Origin of the sequence: Nocardia sp. AB354 (assembly GCF_049538315.1) — a bacterium.
In the GTDB taxonomy this organism is placed as follows: Bacteria; Actinomycetota; Actinomycetes; order Mycobacteriales; family Mycobacteriaceae; genus Nocardia; species Nocardia nova.
In genome coordinates, this window is the sequence record NZ_JBMVFU010000029.1 from 20140 (window position 1) to 42880 (window position 22741).

Consider the following 22741-nt stretch of genomic DNA (forward strand, 5'->3'; position numbering starts at 1 on the left):
TGCCGCGACCAGCGGCGCGGGCACCCGGGACCCAGAAATCCGATGCTCGGCTAACGTTCACGACTCCCAGGCGATACACCGTTGGCGCACAGGTCTCCCACCTACACTCGCACCGGTTGGGGCATGTGCCGAACACCCGTATGAGTTCCGTCACCGATGCTGTGAACTCATACAGGTGCGCTTCGCATCACACCTACGGTGCCGTAAGGTATGGGCGGCGGCGGCACGGCCAGCAGGGGGGCGACCAGCAATATCGCAGGACAACACCGAAGGGCGTATGTATGGCAAGGGATCTGACTCAACTCGAGCTGCTGACGGAGTTGGAGCCGGTTGCCGAAGAAAACGTCAACCGGCACCTTTCGATGGCCAAGGAATGGCACCCGCACGACTACGTGCCGTGGGACGAGGGGCGCAACTTCGCCGCGCTGGGCGGCGTCGACTGGGATCCGGAGCAGTCGAAGCTCAGTGAAGTGGCGAAGGCCGCGATGATCACCAACCTCCTCACCGAGGACAATCTGCCCTCCTACCACCGCGAAATCGCCGAGAACTTCTCCCAGGACGGCGCCTGGGGAACCTGGGTCGGTCGCTGGACCGCCGAGGAGAACCGCCACGGCATCGTGATGCGCGACTACCTCGTGGTCACCCGCGGCGTGGACCCGGTGGCGCTGGAACAGGCCCGCATGGTCCACATGACCAACGGCTTCGCCTCCCCCGCAGAGGCCGACGCCGGCTTCCTGCACTCGGTCGCCTATGTGACCTTCCAGGAGCTGGCCACCCGCGTCAGCCACCGCAACACCGGCAAGGTGTGCGACGACGCGATCGCCGACCGCATGCTGCAGCGCGTCGCCGCCGACGAGAACCTGCACATGATCTTCTACCGCAACATGTGCGGTGCGGCGCTGGATCTGGCGCCCGACCAGGCCCTCGACGCGATCACCCTGATCCTCGAGAACTTCCAGATGCCCGGCGCCGGAATGCCGAACTTCCGCCGCAACGGTGTGCTGATGGCCAAGCACGGCATCTACGACCTGCGCCAGCACCTCGAAGAGGTCGTCCAGCCGGTGCTGAAGAAGTGGCGCATCTTCGAGCGCGACGACTTCACCGCGCGCGGCGAGGCGACCCGCGAGCGGCTCGGCCTGTTCCTCGACCAGCTGGGCAAGGACGTCCTGAAGTTCGAGGAGCAGCGCGACCGCATGCTGGCCCGCGAAGCCGCCAAGCGCGAACGCGACCTCACCGCGGCGAGCTGAGCTCACCGCACGACTACGACCGGGACCGGTGCCGCACGGCACCGGTCCCGTCGCACGCACAGGGCACCCCTGTGATCTCTCGCACTGTCATTCGGATGGGACACTGGAACTCGTGACCGCGGCACTCGACACCAGAACCGGATTGCGAATCGGCCCCTACCCCGTCGATCCGCCGGTGGTGCTCGCCCCGATGGCCGGGATCACCAATGTCGCGTTCCGCAAGCTGTGCCGCGAATTCGGCAGCCGCACCTCGATCTACGTCTGCGAGATGATCACCGCCCGCGCGGTGGTCGAGCGGCACGAGAAGACGCTGCACATGATGGCCTTCGACGAGGACGAACATCCCCGCTCGATGCAGCTCTACGGCGTGGACCCGAAGACGCTCGGCGAGGCGGTGCGCATCATCGTCGGCGAGGGGTGGGCCGACCACATCGATATGAACCTCGGCTGTCCCGTGAAGAAGGTCACCCGGCTCGGCGGGGGTGCGGCGCTGCCCTACAAGCGGCGGCTGTTCGCCGAGATCGTGCGGGAGATGGTCGCGGCGGCCGAACCCGCCGGTGTCCCGGTGACATTCAAATTCCGCATCGGCATCGACGACGACCATCAGACCTATCTCGACACCGGACGCATCGCCGAGGCCGAGGGCGCCGCCGCGGTGTCGCTGCACGCCCGAACCGCCGCGCAGCTGTATTCCGGCACGGCCGACTGGTCGGCCATCGCGCGGCTCAAGGAAGCCGTCACCACGATCCCGGTACTCGGCAACGGCGATATCTTCAGCGCCGCAGACGCACTCGCGATGATCGCCGAAACCGGTTGTGACGGTGTGGTCGTCGGACGCGGCTGCTTGGGCAGACCGTGGCTGTTCGCCGAGCTGAGCGCCGCACTGCGCGGGGAGCCGATTCCGGAGGGACCGCGACTGGGCCGGGTCGGCGAGATCCTGCACCGGCACGCGACGCTGCTCGTCGACCACGACGGCGAGGACAAGGCCATGCGCGATATCCGCAAACATATGGCCTGGTATTTCATGGGCTTCCCGCTCGGTTCGCAGCTGCGCCGCAGCTTCGCGACCGTGGGCAGCCTGACCCAGCTGCGCGAGCTGATCGACCAGCTGCCGCCGGATGTGCCGTTCCCCGCGGATGCGCACGGACCGCGCGGGCGACAGGGCTCACCCGCGGCGAAGGTGGTGCTGCCGGAGGGCTGGCTCGACGATCCCGAAGATCCCACCGTGCCCGCGGCCGCCGATGTGATGCACAGCGGAGGCTGACGCGCAGATACTCTCCGACCTGCGCCGACAGTGATGGCTGGTTTAGAAGTGGCCAACTGTGGCGTAATCGTTATCATGGCTGGGGCCGATTCGGCCGGATGTGACTGCGCGTGCCGCCACCGGAGTGATGGAATCGACAGCTCCGGTCGCGACGAAGAGTGAAGTGAGGTTCGTTGGTGGGTGACGACGATCGGCGCGGGCGTTCGTCCCGGCCCGGAGGTCGCGCCCCGTGGGAGCGATACCCTGCGCCGGATTCCGACGACGCGCCTCGCAATCGGCGTGCGGACGAACCGCAGACCTCCAAGCCGATCACCGTCCACGACCTCGTTCAGCGGGTCGACAGTGAACGTATCGAGCGCCGCCGCAAGGACGAGGCCGCGGACAAGCGCCGCAAAGCGGGCGAGAGCGGCTCCGGCCGCGGTCGTAACCCGCAACCGGAGGACGCCGGCCGTCAGGCCGGAAACCGCGGGCGCACAACGGATAACACCGCCCGGCCCGCCACCGGTGCGAACCGGACAGCCGGTCGCGGCAATCCGCGAGCCGCCCAGCCTCCGAACCCGCCCGGCCGGGGCGGCAGCGAACGCCGGGTCGATCCCCGCGACCTCGCCCCCGGCGCCGCGCCACGTCCCGCAGCACCCGGACCCGCAGCACCCGGGCCCACGGCCCGCGGGCAGGCGCCGACCGGCGCATCGGGCGCCATCCCGAACGCACGCGGGCGGACACCGGCCGATGGCAACGCCCCGGGCGGCAAACCCGGCCCCGACCCGCGCACCCGACGGCCGCGCCCCGAGCAGTCGGCCACGCCTGCGGCACCGGGTCGGCGAGGTCCCGATCCGAAGGCCGCGCCGCCGCAGCCCGGACCGGCCGCCGCGCAGCGTGAACCCGCGGCGGGCCCACGCCCGTCGGCCGCGGCCGCTCCGGTCGTGCCGGGTACCGCCGCCGACCCGCGTCGCGTCGGCGGCGCATCCGACCTGCGCGCGGCATCCAAACCGGGATCGCGACCGGAAGCCGCCGCAACGCGAAGTGGCGCACCGGTTTCCGCCGATGTCCAGGCCACCACGGTCCACCGCGCCCCAGCCGCCGACAGTCCGGTCGATCGGCCGGTCGCCGGTAAGGCGCCCGTCGCCGAGCAGGTGACCGACCAGCTGCCCATGCCCGACGACGAATCCGGCACGGAGGCACAGGCTTCCGCCGCACCGGAGGCGGTGGGCAAGCCGCCGTTGTCGCGACTGGCGGCGAGCAGGCAGCGCCGGCGGCGGCGCGCTCGGCTCGCGGCCCGGGTGACCACCTCGATGTGTGCGGTACTGGCCCTCGTCATGACCGGTGTCGGCTGGAACTATCTGCGCGCCACCGACAACGGTTTCACCCAGGTGTCGGCGTTGGACGAGAATTCCACCGACATCGTCGATCCCGGCGGCCAGACCGGTGACGAGAACTTCCTCATCGTCGGCACCGACACCCGCGCCGGCGTGGACAGCCAGCTCGGCGCCGGCACCACCGAGGATGCCGAGGGTTCACGGTCGGACACGGTGATGCTGGTACACATTCCGGCAGACCGCTCCCGCGTGGTCGCCGTCTCGTTCCCGCGCGACCTCGACGTCAGTCGCCCCGAATGCGAGGGCTGGGACAACGACAAGGCCAAATACACCGACGCGAAATTCCCCTCCGCGATCGGCGACAAGCTCAACGCCACCTATGCCCTGGGTGGTCCGAAATGCCTGACCAAGGTGATCCAGAAGCTGTCCGGTCTGAAGATCAGCCACTTCGTCGGCATCGACTTCAGCGGTTTCCAGTCGATGGTCGACACCATCGGCGGTGTCGAGGTGTGCACCAACCGGCCTCTGGTCGACGAGGAGCTCGGCACGGTGCTGCCGAATCCGGGTCGCCAGATCCTCAACGGCCCGACCGCGCTCGACTACGTCCGCGCTCGCCACGTGCAGGGCGAGGAACGCAGCGACTACGACCGCATCCACCGCCAGCAGCTGTTCCTGTCCTCGCTGCTGCGCAGTGCCCTGTCGTCGAAGGTGCTCTTCGACATCGGCAAACTCAACGGCTTCATCGGCGCGTTCAGCAGCCATGCCTTCATGGACAACGTCAACACCAAGGATCTGCTGATGCTGGGCCGCTCACTGCAGAAGGTGAGCGCGGGCGCGATCACGTTCCTGACGGTGCCGACCGCGGGCACCACCTCCTACGGCAACGAGATCCCCCGCGAATCGGATATCAAGGCGATCTTCCAGGCGATCATCGACGACCAGCCGCTGCCGGGTGAGAAGAAGGCGCCGGAGCCGTCCAAACCCGCTCAGGCCCCGGCCCCGCCGCAGCTGACCGCCGTGGATCCGAGCACGGTGTCGGTGCAGGTCTCCAACGGTTCCGGAGTGACCGGCGTGGCGAATACGGCGGCGACGAAATTCGCGGCCGACGGCTTCCAGATCTACAACGTCGGCAACTATTCCGGCGGCACGATCGACACCACCACCGTCCGCTATTCGGCCGGTCACGAGGCCGAGGCAGCGACGGTCGCCTCGGCGTTGCCCGGCGCGAAGCTGGCCGTGGCCTCGGGTCTGGGCAGCATCGTGGAGGTGGCGCTCGGCGCGGACTTCGCCGGCACCGTCGGCACACCGACCGCGTTCGGATCGCCGGTTCCCGCCCCGGCCGGAGCCACCGATGCCGCCGCGACGCCGGTCACACTCCCCTCCGACCTCGAACACGTCAACGCGGGTGACGACCTCTGCAAGTGAGCCGCGCTCACCTGCGGCGACATCGCCGATCGCACCGGCACCGACGATTCACCCACCGTTCGTGACTTGGTCAGAGCCGGGAACTAGTCTTTGGTTTCATGCGTGTCATCTACAACGAACAAATGGCCGAACTCGCCGATCTTCTGGGCGAGATGGCCGGACTGGCCGGCTCGGCCATGGAGCGGGCGACCCAGTCGCTGCTGCAGGCCGACATCGTGTTGGCCGAACAGGTGATCACCGAGTACGACCGGATCGCCGAGATGATCGCGCAGGCCGAGGAGAAGGCGTTCGCACTGCTGGCGCTGCAGGCGCCGGTGGCCGGTGACCTGCGGCAGGTGGTGAGCGCCATCCAGATCGTCTCCGATGTGAATCGGATGGGTGTGCTGGCGCTGCACGTGGCCAAGGTGGCCCGGCGCCGGCACCCGAACCACGCGCTCCCGGAATCGGTGAACGGCTACTTCGCCGAGATGGGCCGCATCGCGGTGAATATGGGCGCCGCCGCCAAGGAGGTCCTGGAGACGCGCGATCCGGAGCGGGCCGCGCAGCTCAACGAGGACGACGAGGCGATGGACGATCTGCATCGCCACCTGTTCTCCCTGCTGATGGACCGGGAATGGAAGTACGGCGTGGCCGCCGCCGTCGATGTCACGCTGCTGGGCCGCTACTACGAGCGCTTCGCCGACCACGCGGTCGAGATCGGCCGCCGGGTCGTCTTCCTAGTGACAGGTGTGCTGCCGCCCGACCCGGACTCCGAAACCGAGAAGATCTGAACCGGTTCCGCGGAGGTTGCTGCCCGTCCGGAGCGCGGACGGGCAGCGAGTTTTCATGTCCGACTGATGGCATCGGCTTTCGCCGGCTCCTCCTCCGAGGTTCGGCCCAGCAGTAGCGACGCGCCGCGCTCGGGCTTCCACGGCAACAGCACCGCGACGAGCACCGCGCAGACCAGCAGGGCCCCGACCGCCGCCCAGGATGCGGCCGTCGAGCCGGCCAGGGCGGCCACCTTCATGGCATGCACCAGATCGGCTTTCGCACCGGCGAAGAACGGGCTGATCGGCGCCTCGACGATTTCCAGCACGCTGATGGGGGTGTCGCGGGCCAGGCTCTTCTGCGTCGGATTCATGATCGCGTCCGGGATCGCGTCGATGCGGGCGCCGACTCGACCGGTGTAGACCGAGGTCATGATCGAGCCGAGGACGGCGACGCCGAGGGTGCCGCCCACCTCGCGGGTGGTGTCGTTGACCGCAGATCCGGCGCCCGCCTCCTCGATCGGCACCGCGCCCATGATGGATTCGGTGGCCGGTCCCTGCACGACGCCGAAGCCGACACCCATCAGGACCATCGAGACCAGAACCGTTCCCAGATAGGGCGTTTCGACGGTCACCCGGCCCGCGAAGAACATGCCGGCGGCCAGCAGGAGCAGGCCGCACACGACGGTGGCAGTGGTGCCGATGCGCTGCGCGGCCAGCGTCGCCACGGGCGCGCCGAAGCCCACCGCGGCCGCGAAAGGCAATGAGTGGATGCCGAATTCGAGCGCGCTCAATTCCTTCACCCCCTGGAAGTACTGGGTGATCAGGAACAGGAATCCGAAGGCGCAGAAGTAGGAGACGGTGATCGCCAAGGCCGGGATCGAGAAGCGCCGAATCCGGAACAGCCGCATGTTCAGCACCGGTGATTCCACCCGCAACTCCCAGATCACATACAGCGCAAGCAGAATCAGCGAGAGCGCGTAGCCGCCGACGCTGCGCCCGGACAGCCACCCGTGCTTCGGCGCCTCGATGATCGTCCACACCAGCGTCGTGACCGCCACCAGCGAGAGGCCGATACCGAGCACGTCGAGCCGCCCGCTGTGATCGGCCCGCGATTCCGGGACGACGACGAGCACTGCCGCGATCGTGATCGCGGCGATCGGCACATTGATCCAGAACACGGCGTGCCAGCTGAAGTATTCGAGCAGCCAGCCGCCGGTCACCGGCCCGATCGCCACCGCGATACCGGCCATGGCGGTCCACAGCGCGATGGCCGCGGCCCGGGCGCGTGTCTCCGGGAACAGGTTGATGATCAGGGCCAGCGTCGCCGGGAACACCGCGGCGGCGAAGACGCCCATGCCGGCCCGCGCGGCGATCACCTGGCCGAGGCCCGAGGACATCGCACCGGCGGCCGACATGACGGCCACACCCGCCAGGCCGATGATCATCAGCCTGCGGCGGCCGTAGCGGTCACCGAGATGGCCGAGCGGCAACAGCAGCCCGGCGAAGGCCAAGGTGAACGCGTCCACGATCCACTGCAGCCCGCTCATCCGGGCCTGCAACTGCACCGCCATCGACGGCAGGGCCACATTGACCAGCGTGTTGTCCAGTACGACCAGCAGTTCGGCCAGACAGATCGCGACCAACGCGAAAATCCGCATGCGTGTCGCGATCGGAATCCCCTGCTGGGCTACAGGTCTCGCCGTTGACACCGACATCCCGCCTCCTGACTATAACGATCGGTTTAGTTCAGAAGGAAGGTAACTGTTACTAAGAGTGCCAGACAACCGACTACGGTATGAGATGAGCGAGCACACAACTCGGCCGACGATGTGATACGCGACACACGCACCTGTACGCATGAGAAAACCCCGTCCACCAGGGACGGGGTTTCGAAACGCGGAGAAACTCAGCCCGCGATCAGAACGTTCGGAGAACTCTATCCGAAGCGGCCGGAGATGTAGTCCTCGGTCGCCTTCTGGGTGGGGTTGGAGAAGATCCGCTCGGTCTCGTCGATTTCGATGAGCTTGCCGGGCTTGCCCTGGGCTTCCAGGTTGAAGAACGCCGTCTGATCACTCACGCGCGCGGCCTGCTGCATGTTGTGGGTGACGATCACGATCGTGTACTCCTTCTTCAGCTCGGAGATCAGGTCCTCGATCGCGAGCGTGGAGATGGGGTCCAGCGCCGAACACGGCTCGTCCATCAGCAGCACGTCGGGCGAGACCGCGATCGCGCGGGCGATGCACAGACGCTGCTGCTGACCGCCGGACAGGCCACCACCGGGCTTGTCGAGGCGATCCTTCACCTCGTTCCACAGGTTGGCGCCACGCAGCGAGCGCTCGGCGACCTCTTCGAGCTCCTTGCGGTTGCGCACCCCCTGCAGCTTCAGCCCGGCCACCACATTGTCGCGAATCGACATGGTGGGGAACGGGTTCGGCCGCTGGAACACCATGCCGATGGTGCGCCGCACGCCGACCGGGTCGACCGCGGAGCCGTAGATGTCCTCACCGTCGAGCAGCACCGCGCCCTCGACGCGGGCGTTCGGAGTCACCTCGTGCATGCGGTTGAGCGAACGCAGCACCGTCGACTTACCGCAACCGGACGGGCCGATGAAAGCGGTGACGCTGCGCGGCAACACGGTCAGCGACACATCGGATACGGCGTGGAATTTGCCGTAGAAGATGTTGAGATCTTTGACGTCGATCCGCTTGGCCATTGTCGTATTCCGTTCGCTTCTATCGATTCCGCGTGAGCAGTTTGTTGACCACGGCCGCGCCGATGTACAGCAGGGCGATGATCAGGATCAGCGTCAGCGACGCGCCCCACACTCGCATCCGGCCGGCCGCTTCCGGGTTGGCCAGTTCCTGGTAGATCATCAGCGGCAGCGACGCCATATTTCCGTTGAAGATGTTGGAGTTGATCGACTTCGAGTAGCCGACGAGGACCAGCACCGGCGCGGTCTCACCCATGACGCGGGCGACCGCCAGCAACATACCGCTGATCATGCCGGGCAGAGCGGTCGGCACGACGATCCGCAGGATCGTCTTCCATTTCGGGATGCCCAGCGCGTAGGAGGCCTCGCGCAATTCGTCGGGCACGAGTTTGAGCATTTCCTCGGTGCTGCGCACCACCACCGGCAACATCAGCAGCACCAGTGCCAGCGACACCGCGAAGGCCGACTGCGGGAAACCGAAGGTGGCGATCCACAGCGCGAAGACGAAGAGCGCGGCCACGATCGAGGGCACACCGGCGAGGATGTCGACCATGAAGGTGGTCGTCTTCGCCAGCCAGCCGCGGCCGTATTCGACCAGATACACGGCGGCCATGATGCCCAGCGGCACCGCGATCACCGCGGCCACCGCCGATTGCACGATCGTCCCGTAGATCGCGTGGTACACACCGCCCGCGAACTGGTCGGGCAGCACGCCCTTCTGCGACTTGGACCACCAGCCACTGCTGACGATCGCGTGGAAACCCTTGCTCAGCACCAGGATCAGCACCCAGCCCAGCGGGACCAGCGCGATGCCGAAGCACAGCCACATGACCGAGGTGGCGAGGTTGTTGCGGACCTTGCGGCCCATGCTCACGTGGCGGAACGTGGGCGCCTTGATCGGCTTGTCCAATGTGGTGGTCATCACCCGTTCACCTTCCCGCCGGCGGCGATCCGAGCCAGGGCATTGACGACGAAGGTCAACGCGAACAGTACGAAGCCCGCCGCGATATAGGCGCCGGTCGGCAACGCCTGGCTGAATTCCGAAGCGGCCGAGGCGATCTTGGAGGCGAAGGTGTAGCCACCGTCGAACAGCGACCAGTGGCCGGCCGAGGCGGCGGTGCGCAGCACGATCAGCACCGCGATGGTTTCACCCAGCGCACGGCCGAGACCCAGCATGGAACCGGCGATCACACCGCTGCGGCCGTACGGCAGCACGGTCATCCGCACCACCTCCCACTTGGTGGCGCCCAGGGCCTGTGCGGCCTCGATGTGCGCGCGGGGAGTCAGGTGGAAGACCTCGCGGCTGACCGAGGTGATGATCGGCAGGATCATCACCGCGAGCACGACACCGGCGGTGAAGATCGTGCCACCGCCGCTGATGGAGACGTTGCCTTCCTTGAACAGGAAGAACCAGCCCAATTTGTCATTGAGGAATTGTTCGAAGGGCGCCAGCTTCTCGGCCAGCACCAGGAAACCCCACAGACCGAACACGATCGAAGGCACCGCCGCGAGCAGATCGACCAGCATCGCGAACGGACGCGAGAGGACCTTCGGCGCGTACTGCGTCAGGAACAACGCGATACCGACGCCGAGCGGCACGGCGATCAGCAATGCCAGCAGCGAACTCAGCACCGTGACCATGAACAGATCGCGGATGCCGAAGTGCATGTTGTCGGCATTGGTGACGTTGAACTCGGCACTGGTGAAGAAGTTCGCCTTGTTCGCCGCTACCGACGGCACCGCGCGAATCAGCAGAAACAGCGCGATGAGCGCGATCGCCGCGACGATCGTCGCCCCGGCGGCCGTGGCCAGGGAACGGAAAACGGTCTCCCCCCGGCGGCTGTGGCCGCCGGCGATGCGACCGGCCGGCTTGTTGCTCGACTCACTCGGCATGGAGGAAGTATCTCCCGGCGGGACTTCGTTGCCCGTCCGCGGGCCGGTCGAATCCGACTGGCCCGCGGCGGTGACTTCGTCGTGGACGGTCATCAGGGTTTCGCAATCAGGAGATGGCGTTGATCGCGGTGGTCAGCTTGGTCTTGAACGCATCCGGGATCGGCACGTAGCCGGAGTCCTCGAGTCCGTTCTGACCGTTGGTGATCGCCGAGGTCAGGAACGCCTTGACGGCTTTGCCGGTGTCGGCGTCGGCGTACTTCGAGCACACGATCTCGTAGGTGGCCAGCATGATCGGGTAGGCGCCCGGATCGGTCGGCTTGTAGAACGAGTTGGTGTCGATGATCAGGTCGTTGCCCTGACCGACGATCTTCGCGGCGGCGATGGCCTTACCGGCCGACTCGGTGTTGAGCGCCACCGGCTTCACGGCGGCATCGGTGATGATCTGCGCGGTGGACAGGTTCTGCGACCGCGCGAAGGACCACTCGTTGTACGTGATGGAGCCCTTGGTGCTCTTGATGGCGGCCGAGGTGCCCTCGTTGCCCTTCGCACCCTCGCCGACACCGCCGGCGAACGCCTTGCCCGCGCCCTTGCCCCACGCGCCGTTGGAGGCGGCGTCCAGGTAGCGCTGGAAGTTGTCGGTGGTGCCCGACTCGTCACTGCGGAAGATCACGTGGATCTCGTCCGACGGCAGGTTCACGCCCTGGTTCAGGCCCTTGATCGCCGGGTCGTCCCACTTGGTGATGGTGCCGTTGAAGATCTTCGCCGCCGTCGGGCCGTCGAGGGTCAGGTTGGTGACACCGTCGAGGTTGTAGGTGATGGCGATCGGACCGAAGACCGTCGGCAGGTTCCAAGCCGGTGCGCCACAACGGTCGGCGGCCTTCTTCGGCTCGTCCTTCTTCGGGTCCAGAGCGGAGTCCGAACCACCGAAATCGGTCTGGCCGCCGACGAACTCGTTCACGCCGGCACCGGAGCCGCTGGAGGTGTAGTCCAGCTTGGCGCCGTCGCAGTTCTGCTCGTAGGCGGCGATGAAGCGGTCCATCGCGTTCTTCTGAGCGGAGGATCCGCTGGCCTTGAGAGCCTTCTTGCCACCGCAGGCCACATCGACCTTGGTGGTGTTACCGGTCGCGGCCGAGTTGTCGTCGCTACCACAGGCAGTCAGTGTCAGAGTGCCGGCAGCCGCCAGCACACCGAGGAGAGCGCCGCTGCGCTTGAAATTCACCTGTTCCTCCGGGAAACGCTTCGTACACGCCCGATCCCTCAACGACCGGACGGGTCCTGTGGGTGGCCGTTCGCAGAGAACTTGCGCACCGAGCAGCGAATGCCGCCCACGATCAAAGTAGATTCGTCCGGTTGACAGTGGGACCTGGCCAAGTGAACGCAGGGTGAACAACCCGGCGCGATTGCGGTTCGAACCTGTGAGATTTGCCGCAGTGTTACTGCGAGGGTATCAACGCGCGGTGTAGGCGACGTCGATATGGGCCGTCTCGAACCCGAGACGAGTATAGGTGTGCACGGCCGCGGTGTTGTCGGCCTCGGTGTAGAGGATCACCGCGCCGAGTCCCCGATCGCGCAGGTAGTGCAGGCCCGCGAGGGTCAGCACGCGTCCCAGTCCGCGGCCCTGCGCGGCCGGGTCGATGGCCACCACGTAGACCTCGCCGACCGCGTCCGAGGTCTCGTCCGGCTCGTGCACCTTGGTCCAGTGAAAGCCCAGGATATGGCTGGGATCCGCGGGATCGGCGGCAATGAACAGGCCCTTCGGGTCGAACCAGGGCGCCGCCCGCCGGACCGCGATCTCGGCCTCGGTCCAGCCGCCCTGTTCGGGATGCCAGTGGAAGGCAGCGCTGTTGACCCGCAGGATCTCCGCGTCGTCGGCGGGCCCGGCATAGGTCCGCAGCACGATGTCGGCAGGCACCTCCAGCTCGGGTAGCTCGACGGTTGCCTGATTGCCCTCCGGAGCCTGTGTCAGGGGCCGCCGCATCTGCCACAACTCGCGTGCGATCGTCAGCCCGAGCCGGCCGGCGACCGCCCGCGCCGGCGCCAGATTGCCGTGCGCCCAGATCCGCGCACCCGGACCACCCGCTTGCAGGGCCGCCGCGACGAGCGTCGCGCCGATACCGCGCCCGCGCGCCCGCGGATCCACCACGGCCTCGGCCATCGCCGGGTGATCACCGTGTGCCGGAACGAGATTCGCGTACGCGACGAGTTCGCCGTCACGCTCGACGACCAGATGCCGCGTCCGGCCGGTCGGCGCATCGGCGTCGGCATCGTCGTGCGCGGGCGACGCGGGTGCGGTCACCGAGAGCACCGCTTGTTCGGAGATCGGCGCGACCGCGTCGGCGGCACCCGCGCGTTCCACCAGCTCCACGATCTGCGCCGCGGTCGCTGGGGCCAATTCGGTGGTCCAGTCCGGCACCTGCACGCTCACACCCATCCCTCGCTCATTCGTTCACGTCCGCCGGCAACCGGCACTTGCGGCAACCGGCCCCTCCCAGAACGTGCTCGGCTACCGCCCTGATTCCCGCCCGCGGCGGCCGGCTACCCCAGCGGCCGATTTCGTTTCGGCGCAACCGTTTTCGCGGGCCGATCGTCCGTGCCGCGGCCAACCGCAGCGGCATCCCGCTCGTCCATCGCGCCCCGGCCCGCTCAGGCCCGTCACCGATCTCAGGACGAGCTGCCGTTGACCTGCGTCAACTGCGAGTCGTCGGCGCCGTCGTCGCCCTCGTCCGGGAGGCCGGCCGGCTGCTCGCTGCCCTTGTTGTTGGCCGAGCGCGCCGGGCGAACCGCCTTGTAACCGACGTTGCGGACGGTGCCGATCAGGGATTCGTACTCACTGCCGAGTTTGGCTCGCAGCCGCCGCACGTGCACGTCGACCGTGCGGGTGCCGCCGAAGAAGTCGTAACCCCAGACCTCCTGCAGCAACTGGGCGCGGGTGAAGACCCGGCCGGCGTGCTGGGCGAGATATTTCAGCAGCTCGAATTCCTTGTAGGTCAGATCGAGCGGGCGGCCGCGCAACCGCGCGGTGTAGGTGCCCTCGTCGATGACCAGTTCGCCGAGTGTGATCTTGCCGGTGTTCTCCGGGCTGGCCGCGCCGCCGTTGCGGGCGACCAGCAGGCGCAGCCGGGCATCGAGTTCGGCCGGACCGGTTCCCGGCAGCAGGATGTCGTCCAGTCCCCAATCGGCATTGACCGCGACCAGACCGCCCTCGGTCAGCACCGCCACCACCGGCACCGAGGAGCCGGTGCTGCCGAGCAGTCTGCACAGTCCGCGCGCGGCGGCCAGATCGGTGCGGGCATCGACCAGAGCCACATCCGCGGTACCCGCCTCGAGCAGCGATGCCACCTCGGTGGGCGCGGGCCGCACATTGTGCGGGAGCAGCGCCAGGGACGGCAGCACGGCTTCCGGGTTCGGATCGGAGGTCAGCAGGAGCAGCTCCACCGGCTCTCCTCCCAATCTGGCATGTCCGCGGGCAACCTCGACGTCAATCGCGAATCCATGCGCGTCGGCACAGGTAATTCGTGCCTACATTAGCGCGTGCGCGGCGCCGATCATGTATTGCGCACTCCGCCGCACCCGCGCGGAGACCAGCGGTGATGGCCGCCGCCGCGCCCACGCCCGCGCGCCCGCGTGGTCCGGGCAGATATCTTCGTACCGGGTAGCCTCTCCTCGAGACGCCCACGCCTCGTACCCCTCCGCGCGCGACCGCAGTGTTCCGCGCGCACGGACGGCCTGAACTCGGAGCATGTGGATGAGAAAACTGATCGTCGGACTGCTGCTGGTGGTCGCGATCGCCGTAGTGGTCGATTTCACTGCGGCGGCCTACTCGGAGTACCGGGTATCGCGGTCGCTGCGGGCCGGCGGTGAACTCAGCGCCGACCCCGAAGTGACCATTCACGGCTTCCCGTTCCTGGCCCAGACCTCGCGCGGCGACTACCGCAACCTCGAGATCCGGGCGCGCGCCAACCGTCCCGACATTCCCGGCGAGATCCTCGTCGAAGCCACCCTGAACGGTGTCCACCTGTCGATGCACGATCTGGTGGACAACGACATGCGCTCGGTGATGGTCGACCAGGTGGCAGGCCGGATGCGGATCGAACCGGTCGAGCTCGGGCGCCTGTTCAACATTCCGGACCTCGAGGTGGTCACCCGCCCGGCCGACAAATCCGACGGCACCGGGGGTTCCGGCGGGTCGGGCATGACCACCCAGGGCGCCCTGGTCCTCACCGGCACCATCCAGCTCGGCCCGGAGACCCGCAGTACCGACCGGGTGAGCGTGAAGGCCGATCTGTTCCTCGACGGAGATCAGATCAAACTGGTCGCCACCGACCTTTATCACGGCGGCGTCGATACCACCGCGCCCACCACCACCGCCGCGGAACTGGGTCCCGACCTGGACAAGGCCGCGGTACTGGCCCGCTTCACCCGCACCATCGACACCAAGGATCTGCCGTTCGGGGTGCCCCCGAAGAAGGTGCAGGCCATCGGCGGCAATATCGTGGTAGAGGGGGAAGGGGAGAATATTCGCATTGATATGGACAGGTTTGCCCGACCATGATTGAACTCACGATTCTGGCCGTCGTCCTGCTGGCCGGGGTGGCCGCGGGTGTTGCCCTGCGCTACCGCGAGGGCCGCGTCCGGACGGCCAAGACCACCGAGATCGCGGGTTCGCGCACCGAACTGCTCAGCGCCGTCGGTGTCACCGAGGCGGTGCCGACCGTCCTGCACTTCTCCGCCGAATGGTGCGGTCCGTGCGCAGCGGTCCGGCGGGTGGTGGCCGGGGTCGTCGCCGATCTGGCCGATACCGTGCAGCCGCCCCGCGACGTCGAGGTCGATATCGACGCCGAGGCGGACCTGGCGCGCGAGCTCAATGTCCTGTCGCTGCCCACCACGTTCGTCTTCGACGCCCACGGGCGCGAGCGGTTCCGGATCTCGGGTGTGCCCAAGGCCACCGACCTGCGTAGCGCACTGGCTCCGCTGACGGTTCCCGAGGCGGCCTGAACTCCCTGCTCACAAGGGCTTTTCGGCCGTTGCTCGAACTGTCCCCCACGCCGTCTACGCGCCCGGCGCCCGCCCGTGTTTCGTACCCCGGGTCCAATTCCCTCCCGAAACCGGGTAAACTGCTTGGCGTGCAAACCCGCCGAGAGCTGATGCTCACCCGACGCCGCACAGTTGATCTGTGCCGCCTCGGCGGTTGTTGCTGCCTGTGCATGTAGCCGGTCGGCCTTTCGTATCCCCTGCCGCCGACCGGTTTCTCCACCGCGTGTGAGATCTCGTCGATCCCCCGGTGATCCGACCTATCTGACGGATAACCCGCAACCGGATAAGCCAGATAAGCCTTCTTCAGCGCAGGAGTTCCCGTGCCCCAGAACACCAACTCACCCACCGGTCAGGTGGACGTCCGCGGACCGCGGTTCGCGGCGTGGATCACCACCGGTGTCCTCGTGCTGGTCCTGATCGTCTCCGCCTTCTCGACCGCCGCCGCCGCGGTGCTGATCGCCCTGCAAGCGATCGTGTTCGCCCTCGGCGCGCTGTACGGTCCGCGGCGCAGCCCCTACGGCTGGGTCTTCGCCACCTTCGCCGCGCCGCGCATCGGCCCGGCGACCGAAACCGAGCCGGTGCCGCCGCTGCGGTTCGCACAGCTGGTCGGTTTCGTCTTCGCGATCGTCGGTTTCATCGGCTTCGCGGCCGGGGCCGGCGTGGTGGGCGCGATCTTCACCGCCTTCGCACTGTTCGCGGCGTTCCTCAACGCGGCGTTCGGAATCTGCTTGGGCTGCAAGATCTATCCGCTCACCCAGCGGCTCGGCGCGCGCACCCCGGTCACGACGAGCAACTCGGCGAACTGACCGCCCCCACGAACCACAACTCATCTCTCCACATACCCCGGCAAGTCACATCGAAAGGAACAACATGGCTCGCTCCGATGTCCTGGTCTCCGCAGACTGGGTCGAAGAGAACCTCAACACCCCCGGCGTCGTGATCGTCGAGGTCGACGAGGACACCTCCGCCTACGACACGGGCCACATCGAGGGTGCCGTCAAGATCGACTGGAAGAAGGATCTGCAGGATCCGGTTCGGCGTGACTTCGTCAACCGGGAGCAGTTCTCGGATCTGCTGTCGGCCCGCGGTATCGGCAACGACGACACCGTCGTTCTCTACGGTGGCAACAACAATTGGTTCGCGGCCTACGCGTACTGGTACTTCAAGCTCTACGGCCACCAGGACGTGAAGCTGCTCGACGGCGGCCGCAAGAAGTGGGAGCTCGACGCCCGCCCGCTGTCGACCGATGCGGTGACCCGTCCGGCGACCACCTACAAGGCCTCCGAGCAGGACCTGTCGATCCGCGCCTTCCGCGACGACGCCATCCAGGCGATCGGCGTCAAGAACCTCGTCGACGTGCGTTCGCCCGACGAGTTCTCCGGCAAGATTCTCGCTCCCGCGCACCTGCCGCAGGAGCAGAGCCAGCGTCCCGGCCACATCCCCGGCGCCATCAACGTGCCGTGGAGCAAGGCCGCGAACGAGGACGGCACCTTCAAGTCCGACGAGGAACTGGCTTCCATCTACAAGGAAGCGGGCCTCGACGGCGAGAAGGAGACCATCGCCTACTGCCGCATCGGTGAGCGCTCGTCGCACACCTGGTTCGTGCTGCAGGAGCTGCTGGGCCACAAGAACGTCAAGAACTACGACGGGAGCTGGACCGAATACGGCTCCCTCGTCGGTGCACCGATCGAGTTGGGAGCGTAAATAGATATGTGTGCAGCACCTACCCAGGGTCAGGCCCTTCCGGCCAACGTCGACACCGAGAAGGAGACCGTCCTCACCGGACGCGTCCTCGATGCGGACGGTAACCCGGTAGGCGGCGCCTTCGTCCGCCTGCTGGACTCGAGCGACGAGTTCACCGCCGAGGTCGTGGCCTCCGGCACCGGTGATTTCCGCTTCTTCGCCGCGCCCGGCACCTGGACCATCCGGGCCCTGTCGTCGGCCGGCAACGGATCGGCCAAGGTCAGCCCCGAAGGGGCGGGCGTCCACAACATCGACGTGAGCGTCGCCAAGTAACACCGACGCCGAGCGTCGACGGCACGCGCCGAAAACTGCGCTCATCGCACGCGAACGGCCCCGGGATTCGTTTTCCCGGGGCCGTTTTCGTCTTCGCCGAGCGGGTCGTTAAACTCCGATATGTGGTCTTAACCTTCGAGATTCTGCTGGTCATCTGCTCCGTGCTGATCGCCTGGTTCGGGCTGTACGTCCTCTACCGGCTCTTCACCGAGTCGTGACCGATTCGGCGAGCGAGAACGTCGAAAACGCAGCGAGCAACGGTCACGCCTCACAGGCGCATGCCGAGGGGCACGAGAGCGATGACGCGGCTCGCCGCAGTCCAGATGACGCGGCTCGCCGCAGTCCAGATGACGCGGCTCGCCGCAGCGACAATGACGCTGCTCGCCGCAGTGGCGACGAGGCGGTAGCCGAGGCTGCCGAGCGCGCCAAATCCACCGGCGGCCGCAACATTCCGCAGCTGCCGGGTCTGCCGCTGCCCGAGGACACCGCGAATCTGCGGCTGGGTCCCGATCTGAGTGCCTCCATGCTCGCGCTGCTGCCCCTGGTGGGCGTCTGGCGCGGTGAGGGCGAGGGCAACGATCCCGAGCGCGGCGGCGACTACCACTTCGGCCAGCAGATCATCGTCTCCCACGACGGTGGCGACTATCTGTCCTGGGATTCTCGTTCCTGGGTCATCGACGCCGAAGGCAACTACTCCGGCCCCGATCTGCGCGAGAGCGGCTTCTGGCGGGTCGGCATCGACGGCGACGACGAGGTCATCGAACTCCTGCTGACCCACAGCTCCGGCATCGTCGAACTCTTCTACGGCCAGGCCCTCACCCAGTCGTCCTGGGAACTGGCCACCGACGTCGTGATCCGCAGCCAGTCCGGCGCGGTGGTCGGCGGCGCCAAACGCCTCTACGGCATCGTCGAAGGCGGCGACCTCGGCTACGTCGAGGAACGAGTGGAAGCCGACGGCGCGCTGAAACCTCGCCTGTCCGCCCGCCTCCAGCGCTACATCGGCTGAGCCGAGCCCGGGCAACGTCGGCCCTGATCTCGGGCCGAAAGAGCACGGCCCCCGAGCCGTACCGCGGAGATCTGATCTCTCGCGGTCCCGGTCGGACAAACCGGGGGCTCGGGGGCCGGGTGACTGCCTTGGATTAGTTCAGCGCTCGCGCGGGGACCGAATCCACTGCAGCGGGCCGCGGTACGGGGACCGCGGCTGTGGCGCTCAACCGGCAGCCACCTCACGCGTCCTCTGAATATCCATTCTTCGAACCACCTCCTTTCCCGTGTACAGACGAAACTACCGGCCGCGGCCGAGGAGCTGCAACGGATTTTTCGCAGAGCCGAATTCCGGTGCCGACCTGGGTTTTCGCCGGGTCAGGCGGCGACGCGGCGAGTGATCGATATCTCGCCGCCGGGTGCGACCGCGACCACGGTGTCGGCGCGGTGATCGGGGGGCAGCTGGTGGGTCACGACGACCACCGTGCGATCCGGGTCGATGAGACCGCTGGTTTCGTCGAGCAGTGCGCGCAGCAGGTCGGCGCCCGCCGCCGCCTCCATATGTTCGGTCGGTTCGTCCAGGAGCAGGGTGTCGGCGGGGGCGACGAGAGCGCGCGCCAGCAGCAGACGCCGGCGCTGCCCGCCCGAGAGTGCGGCCGCGCCTCCGACCAGATCCGTTTCCAGTCCCTCCGGCAGAGTATCGAGCCACGGCCCGGAACCGACCGCGCGCAGGGCGCTTTCGGCCTCAGCGTCGGTCACGTCGCCGCGGGCCACCCGGAGGTTCTCCACGACCGAGGTGCCGAATACGTGGGCGTCCTCGGCGAAGAAGGTGCGCCCGGGGCGCGGGGTGTCGAACAGTCCGGCCCAGCTCATCAGCAGCGTGGTCTTGCCCGCCCCGCTCGGGCCCACCACGGCGATCCGGCGGCCCGGCGGAAGGTCGGGCAAGGCGTGGATCAGGCGGGCACGCAGGTCGCCGCTGTCGGCCGGCACGACGCGGTCGCCCGGATCGCCGGCCCCCGACGGCGGCTCGACCGCGTCGAGGGCACGGATGCGGCGCAGGGCGGCGCGGCCCTTGGTGAGGGCCTGCGCCGCGGCGGGCAGCACCCCCACGGCCTCGAATGCCGACAACGGCAGCAGCACCAGGATCGCGAAGGCCATCGGGCTGATCCCGCCGGCCGGCGCGGGCTGCAACGGTTCGGCCGGCGCGCCGAAGCCGTTGCCGTACAACACGATTCCGATCAGCAAGGCGCCCAGAACGCTGGCCCCGATCGACAGCGGAGTCGCCGCGGCCGCCCACGCGCTGCGCGAGGCCGCCCGGTCCTCGGCACGCACCGCGCGCTCGGCGGCCGTCGCGGCGGCCGTCATCGCCGTGTCGAGCCGACCGGCGACCCGCAGTTCGGGAGCGTGATCGAGCACCGTCACGGCCGCGGCCCGGAATTCGGCACGATCGGATTGCACCGCCAGTTCGGCGTCGCGCGCCGCGCGCGCGGACAGCCAGGGCGCGAACCCGCCGGAGACCAGCAGAGCCACCGCCAGAATCACCCCGGCAGGCACGGAAATGGTGGCGAGCAGGGCTACCGCGGCGAGCGAGAGCAGGATCGCGACCGCGATGGGGACGACCGCGCGCACGATCACGGCGCCCAGGTCATCGATATCCGCGCCGATCCGGGTGAGCAGATCACCCCGGCGCAGTAGCCCGGCCTCCCGCCCGGCGCCGCGTTCCGTCGAACCGGTGACGTCGCCCTCGGACCGGCCGTCGCGTCGCAGGGACCGGATGTCGGTGCGCGCCAACGCCGTATACACCGCCGTGCGGGCCGTCGTCATGGCGCGCAGCGCGACGTCGTGGGCCGACAACCGCTCGATATAGCGGAACAGTCCGCGCGAGATGCCCAGTGCCCGGACGGCGACCACCGCGACGCTCAGGTCCAGCACCGGCGGCATCTGCCATGCCCGTGCGATCAACCACGCCGCCAGCGCGGCCAACCCCAGCCCACTGCCGAGCGCGACGGTTCCCCAGCAGATCGATACGACCACGCGCCACGGGGAGATCTCCGAAACCCGCCGCAGCTCCCGCAGTTCGGCCCATAGAGATTTCACGGCGTCCACCCCCTGGTCATCGCCCGGCCGACTCCGATCGGCGCCACGGACGTGCCCGATGCGCGCGCATCGCCACGCCGCACCTCGTTCGCCCCCTCCACCTCCGCAGGAGCGGCGGGCTCCGACCCATCCGATTCTGGGCCGGCTGACTCTCGTTGCGCGGCATGATCTTCCGCCGGGTCCGAGTCCGCCCGCGCGTGTACCTCGATGATGTGATCCGCGATGGCGAGCACGGTGGGGCGGTGCGCCACCACGACGACCGTCGCGCCCGCGCGGGCCCGTTCGGTCAGGGCGGCGAGGACCGTCGCCTCACTGTGTTCGTCGAGATGGGCGGTGGGTTCGTCGAAGAGCAGAATCGGGCGGTCGGCGGCCAGCACGCGAACCAATGCCAGGCGTTGGCGCTGGCCGAGGGACAGACCGACGCCGCCGGGACCCACCACGGTGTCCCAACCGTCCGGAAGTTCGTCGAGTACTGTGTCGAAACCCGTTGCCGCACAAGCATTGTCGACGGCCTCGGCGCGGCCGCTCGTACCGCGGCGCCCGCCGTCACCAGCTTGCGCGCCGAAGAGTTCGAGGTTCTCTCGCAACGTGCCGGGCAGCAGCACCGGGCGCTGCGGCAACCAAGCGATGTGCGACCACCACCCGTCCGGATCGAGCTCGCCGACCGGGCGCCCACCCGCCAGAACCGTACCCCGCTCCGGCGCCATCAGACCTAATATCACTTGCAGCGCAGTCGATTTCCCGCTTCCATTGGGACCGATGAGGGCGGTCACCGCTCCCGGTCGCAGCACACCCGACAATCCGGCGGGTGCGTACCCGTCCCGCGCGCGCACCCACACGTCACGCAGCTCGATGTCTCCGGTCCCCGGTTCGACCGTCACCGGGACTCGCGCCGCGCGCGGCTCGCCGGATCGCCGGACGCTGCGGGCATCTGCTCGCCGAGGTTCGGTGGGCGCGTCGGCCTCCACCGAGACTTCCCGCGCACCGGTGACGCCCGCGGTCAGGTCCCGCTCGGTCCGGTCCGGCTCCAGTATCGCGAAAGCCCGTTCGGCAGCGGCCATTCCGTCCTGCGCCGCGTGGAATCTCTCCCCCACCGCACGCAGCGGCAGATAGACCTCGGGGGCGAGGATCAGGCCCAGCAGACCGGCGTACAGGCCCATATGCCCGAAGACCAGCCGCATGCCGATCGACACGGCGACCAGTGCCACGCACAGGGTCGCCAGCATCTCCAGCACCATCGACGACAGGAACGCCATCCGCAGCGTCGCCATGGTCCGCTTGTGCAGCGCCTCGCCGAGCTCGCGCACCCGATGCCGCATGGTCGGCGCACCGTCCTCGGCCGCACCGGTTTCCCGGGCGAGCGCCCGCAGCGTCGGCATGCCGGCGAACAGGTCGAGCATCTGATCCGACAGCCGGGTGGTGGCGGCCAGGGCGTCGGCGGCACGGCCCTGGGTCATCAGCCCGATCAGGATCATGAAGATCGGGATCAGCGGCAGCGTCACCAGGATGATGATCGCCGCGGTGAGATCGTGCACCGCGATCACGGCCAGCACGACGGGCGGCACCAGGACCGCGAGCAGCAACGCGGGCAGATATCCGGTGAGATAGGCGCGCAATCCGCCCAGCCCGTCGCCGACCACCACCGCCAGTTCGGTTCGCCGCCGATCCAGCTCCCGCGGCGGCAGGGCGGCTCCGGCGGCCAGGACGGAATTCTCCAACTCCGCGACGACCTGTGCGCCGGCTCGATGCGCCAGCCGCGACTGCCACCAGCTCGCCACCGTCCGCACCGCGATCGCCGCCGCCAGAATCGCCAGCTCGGTGGTCCACGCGCCGATCGTGCGCTGCCCGGGATCGGTGATCACGCCCGCCGCGATCCGGGCCAGCATCAGCGCCGCGACCACGATGCCCGCCGTGATCACCAGCGACAGTCCCACGCTGATGATCAGATATCGGCGGGCCGAGCGGGCATGGCGCCACAGCCGGGGATCGACGGGACGGGCCATCGG

19 protein-coding genes are annotated in these 22741 nt (G+C 68.1%); 10 read left to right on the forward strand and 9 right to left on the reverse strand.

Annotated elements, in window-relative coordinates:
• The first annotated feature begins 281 nt into the window (after nucleotides 1-281).
• From ACPCUW_RS30315 to phoU, 4 genes are all read left to right on the forward strand, one after another.
• The gene (locus ACPCUW_RS30315) at nucleotides 282-1247 is read left to right on the forward strand and encodes an acyl-ACP desaturase (RefSeq protein WP_063017025.1); all 966 of its coding nucleotides are present in this window, start codon (nucleotides 282-284) and stop codon (nucleotides 1245-1247) included.
• 142 nt (nucleotides 1248-1389) lie between these two features.
• Entirely contained in the window at nucleotides 1390-2511 is a 1122-nt protein-coding gene (gene dusB, locus ACPCUW_RS30320) for a tRNA dihydrouridine synthase DusB (protein ID WP_423428679.1), read from the forward strand.
• Between the two features lie 176 nt (nucleotides 2512-2687).
• Nucleotides 2688-5252, forward strand: a complete 2565-nt coding sequence (locus ACPCUW_RS30325) for an LCP family protein (RefSeq protein ID WP_423428634.1) — start codon at nucleotides 2688-2690, stop codon at nucleotides 5250-5252.
• A gap of 98 nt (nucleotides 5253-5350) precedes the next feature.
• Nucleotides 5351-6022, forward strand: a complete 672-nt coding sequence (phoU, locus tag ACPCUW_RS30330) for a phosphate signaling complex protein PhoU (RefSeq protein WP_063018103.1) — start codon at nucleotides 5351-5353, stop codon at nucleotides 6020-6022.
• Between the two features lie 53 nt (nucleotides 6023-6075).
• Here the strand turns inward: phoU and ACPCUW_RS30335 are convergent, their stop codons facing one another.
• The 7 genes from ACPCUW_RS30335 to ACPCUW_RS30365 all read right to left on the reverse strand — a co-directional run bounded on the left by ACPCUW_RS30335 (nucleotide 6076) and on the right by ACPCUW_RS30365 (nucleotide 14039).
• On the reverse strand, nucleotides 6076-7659 hold the full coding sequence (locus tag ACPCUW_RS30335; protein ID WP_423428635.1) for an MFS transporter: 1584 nt from the start codon (nucleotides 7657-7659) through the stop codon (nucleotides 6076-6078).
• Nucleotides 7660-7937: 278 nt separating this feature from the next.
• Entirely contained in the window at nucleotides 7938-8714 is a 777-nt protein-coding gene (gene pstB, locus ACPCUW_RS30340) for a phosphate ABC transporter ATP-binding protein PstB (RefSeq protein ID WP_063018102.1), read from the reverse strand.
• Nucleotides 8715-8733: 19 nt separating this feature from the next.
• On the reverse strand, nucleotides 8734-9633 hold the full coding sequence (pstA, locus tag ACPCUW_RS30345; RefSeq protein ID WP_063018100.1) for a phosphate ABC transporter permease PstA: 900 nt from the start codon (nucleotides 9631-9633) through the stop codon (nucleotides 8734-8736).
• The gene (gene pstC, locus ACPCUW_RS30350; RefSeq protein WP_030517450.1) at nucleotides 9633-10604 is read right to left on the reverse strand and encodes a phosphate ABC transporter permease subunit PstC; all 972 of its coding nucleotides are present in this window, start codon (nucleotides 10602-10604) and stop codon (nucleotides 9633-9635) included. The genes pstA and pstC overlap by 1 nt, the downstream gene beginning before the upstream one ends.
• 106 nt (nucleotides 10605-10710) lie before the next feature.
• Complete coding sequence (gene pstS / locus ACPCUW_RS30355) at nucleotides 10711-11823, reverse strand: phosphate ABC transporter substrate-binding protein PstS (RefSeq protein ID WP_063018098.1); 1113 nt, start codon at nucleotides 11821-11823, stop codon at nucleotides 10711-10713.
• 228 nt (nucleotides 11824-12051) lie between these two features.
• Nucleotides 12052-13029: a mycothiol synthase gene (gene mshD, locus ACPCUW_RS30360; protein ID WP_423428681.1), complete on the reverse strand. Its 978-nt coding sequence runs from the start codon at nucleotides 13027-13029 to the stop codon at nucleotides 12052-12054.
• Nucleotides 13030-13265: 236 nt separating this feature from the next.
• Nucleotides 13266-14039, reverse strand: a complete 774-nt coding sequence (locus ACPCUW_RS30365; RefSeq protein WP_063018093.1) for a winged helix-turn-helix transcriptional regulator — start codon at nucleotides 14037-14039, stop codon at nucleotides 13266-13268.
• 310 nt (nucleotides 14040-14349) lie between these two features.
• Between ACPCUW_RS30365 and ACPCUW_RS30370 the strand changes: the two genes are divergently transcribed.
• The 6 genes from ACPCUW_RS30370 to ACPCUW_RS30395 all read left to right on the forward strand — a co-directional run bounded on the left by ACPCUW_RS30370 (nucleotide 14350) and on the right by ACPCUW_RS30395 (nucleotide 18660).
• Nucleotides 14350-15156 carry an LmeA family phospholipid-binding protein gene (locus tag ACPCUW_RS30370; protein WP_423428638.1) on the forward strand — a complete coding sequence of 269 codons (807 nt, stop codon included), beginning with the start codon at nucleotides 14350-14352 and terminating at the stop codon, nucleotides 15154-15156.
• On the forward strand, nucleotides 15153-15599 hold the full coding sequence (locus ACPCUW_RS30375) for a thioredoxin family protein (RefSeq protein ID WP_423428639.1): 447 nt from the start codon (nucleotides 15153-15155) through the stop codon (nucleotides 15597-15599). Before ACPCUW_RS30370 ends, ACPCUW_RS30375 begins: the two co-directional genes overlap by 4 nt.
• A 359-nt stretch (nucleotides 15600-15958) precedes the next feature.
• Complete coding sequence (locus ACPCUW_RS30380) at nucleotides 15959-16444, forward strand: DUF4395 domain-containing protein (protein ID WP_063018089.1); 486 nt, start codon at nucleotides 15959-15961, stop codon at nucleotides 16442-16444.
• Nucleotides 16445-16508: 64 nt separating this feature from the next.
• The gene (locus ACPCUW_RS30385; protein WP_030517443.1) at nucleotides 16509-17342 is read left to right on the forward strand and encodes a sulfurtransferase; all 834 of its coding nucleotides are present in this window, start codon (nucleotides 16509-16511) and stop codon (nucleotides 17340-17342) included.
• Nucleotides 17343-17348: 6 nt separating this feature from the next.
• Nucleotides 17349-17654, forward strand: a complete 306-nt coding sequence (locus tag ACPCUW_RS30390; RefSeq protein ID WP_063018085.1) for a DUF1416 domain-containing protein — start codon at nucleotides 17349-17351, stop codon at nucleotides 17652-17654.
• 214 nt (nucleotides 17655-17868) lie between these two features.
• Nucleotides 17869-18660 (forward strand): FABP family protein, encoded by a 792-nt coding sequence (locus ACPCUW_RS30395; protein ID WP_423428641.1) that lies wholly within the window; start codon nucleotides 17869-17871, stop codon nucleotides 18658-18660.
• A gap of 356 nt (nucleotides 18661-19016) precedes the next feature.
• Here the strand turns inward: ACPCUW_RS30395 and cydC are convergent, their stop codons facing one another.
• On the reverse strand, nucleotides 19017-20735 hold the full coding sequence (gene cydC, locus ACPCUW_RS30400; RefSeq protein ID WP_423428642.1) for a thiol reductant ABC exporter subunit CydC: 1719 nt from the start codon (nucleotides 20733-20735) through the stop codon (nucleotides 19017-19019).
• Complete coding sequence (gene cydD / locus ACPCUW_RS30405) at nucleotides 20732-22738, reverse strand: thiol reductant ABC exporter subunit CydD (RefSeq protein ID WP_423428644.1); 2007 nt, start codon at nucleotides 22736-22738, stop codon at nucleotides 20732-20734. The genes cydC and cydD overlap by 4 nt, the downstream gene beginning before the upstream one ends.
• Nucleotides 22739-22741 lie beyond the last annotated feature (3 nt).

Bases quoted from the DNA above. Each gene is read 5' to 3' on its own strand.
- cydD (WP_423428644.1), bottom strand. From the start codon at position 22,738: ATGGCCCGTCCCGTCGATCCCCGGCTGTGGCGCCATGCCCGCTCGGCC.
- pstB (WP_063018102.1), bottom strand. From the start codon at position 8,714: ATGGCCAAGCGGATCGACGTCAAAGATCTCAACATCTTCTACGGCAAA.
- phoU (WP_063018103.1), top strand. From the start codon at position 5,351: ATGCGTGTCATCTACAACGAACAAATGGCCGAACTCGCCGATCTTCTG.
- ACPCUW_RS30390 (WP_063018085.1), top strand. From the start codon at position 17,349: ATGTGTGCAGCACCTACCCAGGGTCAGGCCCTTCCGGCCAACGTCGAC.
- ACPCUW_RS30385 (WP_030517443.1), top strand. From the start codon at position 16,509: ATGGCTCGCTCCGATGTCCTGGTCTCCGCAGACTGGGTCGAAGAGAAC.
- pstC (WP_030517450.1), bottom strand. From the start codon at position 10,604: ATGCCGAGTGAGTCGAGCAACAAGCCGGCCGGTCGCATCGCCGGCGGC.
- ACPCUW_RS30335 (WP_423428635.1), bottom strand. From the start codon at position 7,659: ATGCGGATTTTCGCGTTGGTCGCGATCTGTCTGGCCGAACTGCTGGTC.
- ACPCUW_RS30315 (WP_063017025.1), top strand. From the start codon at position 282: ATGGCAAGGGATCTGACTCAACTCGAGCTGCTGACGGAGTTGGAGCCG.
- ACPCUW_RS30375 (WP_423428639.1), top strand. From the start codon at position 15,153: ATGATTGAACTCACGATTCTGGCCGTCGTCCTGCTGGCCGGGGTGGCC.
- ACPCUW_RS30370 (WP_423428638.1), top strand. From the start codon at position 14,350: ATGAGAAAACTGATCGTCGGACTGCTGCTGGTGGTCGCGATCGCCGTA.
- pstA (WP_063018100.1), bottom strand. From the start codon at position 9,633: ATGACCACCACATTGGACAAGCCGATCAAGGCGCCCACGTTCCGCCAC.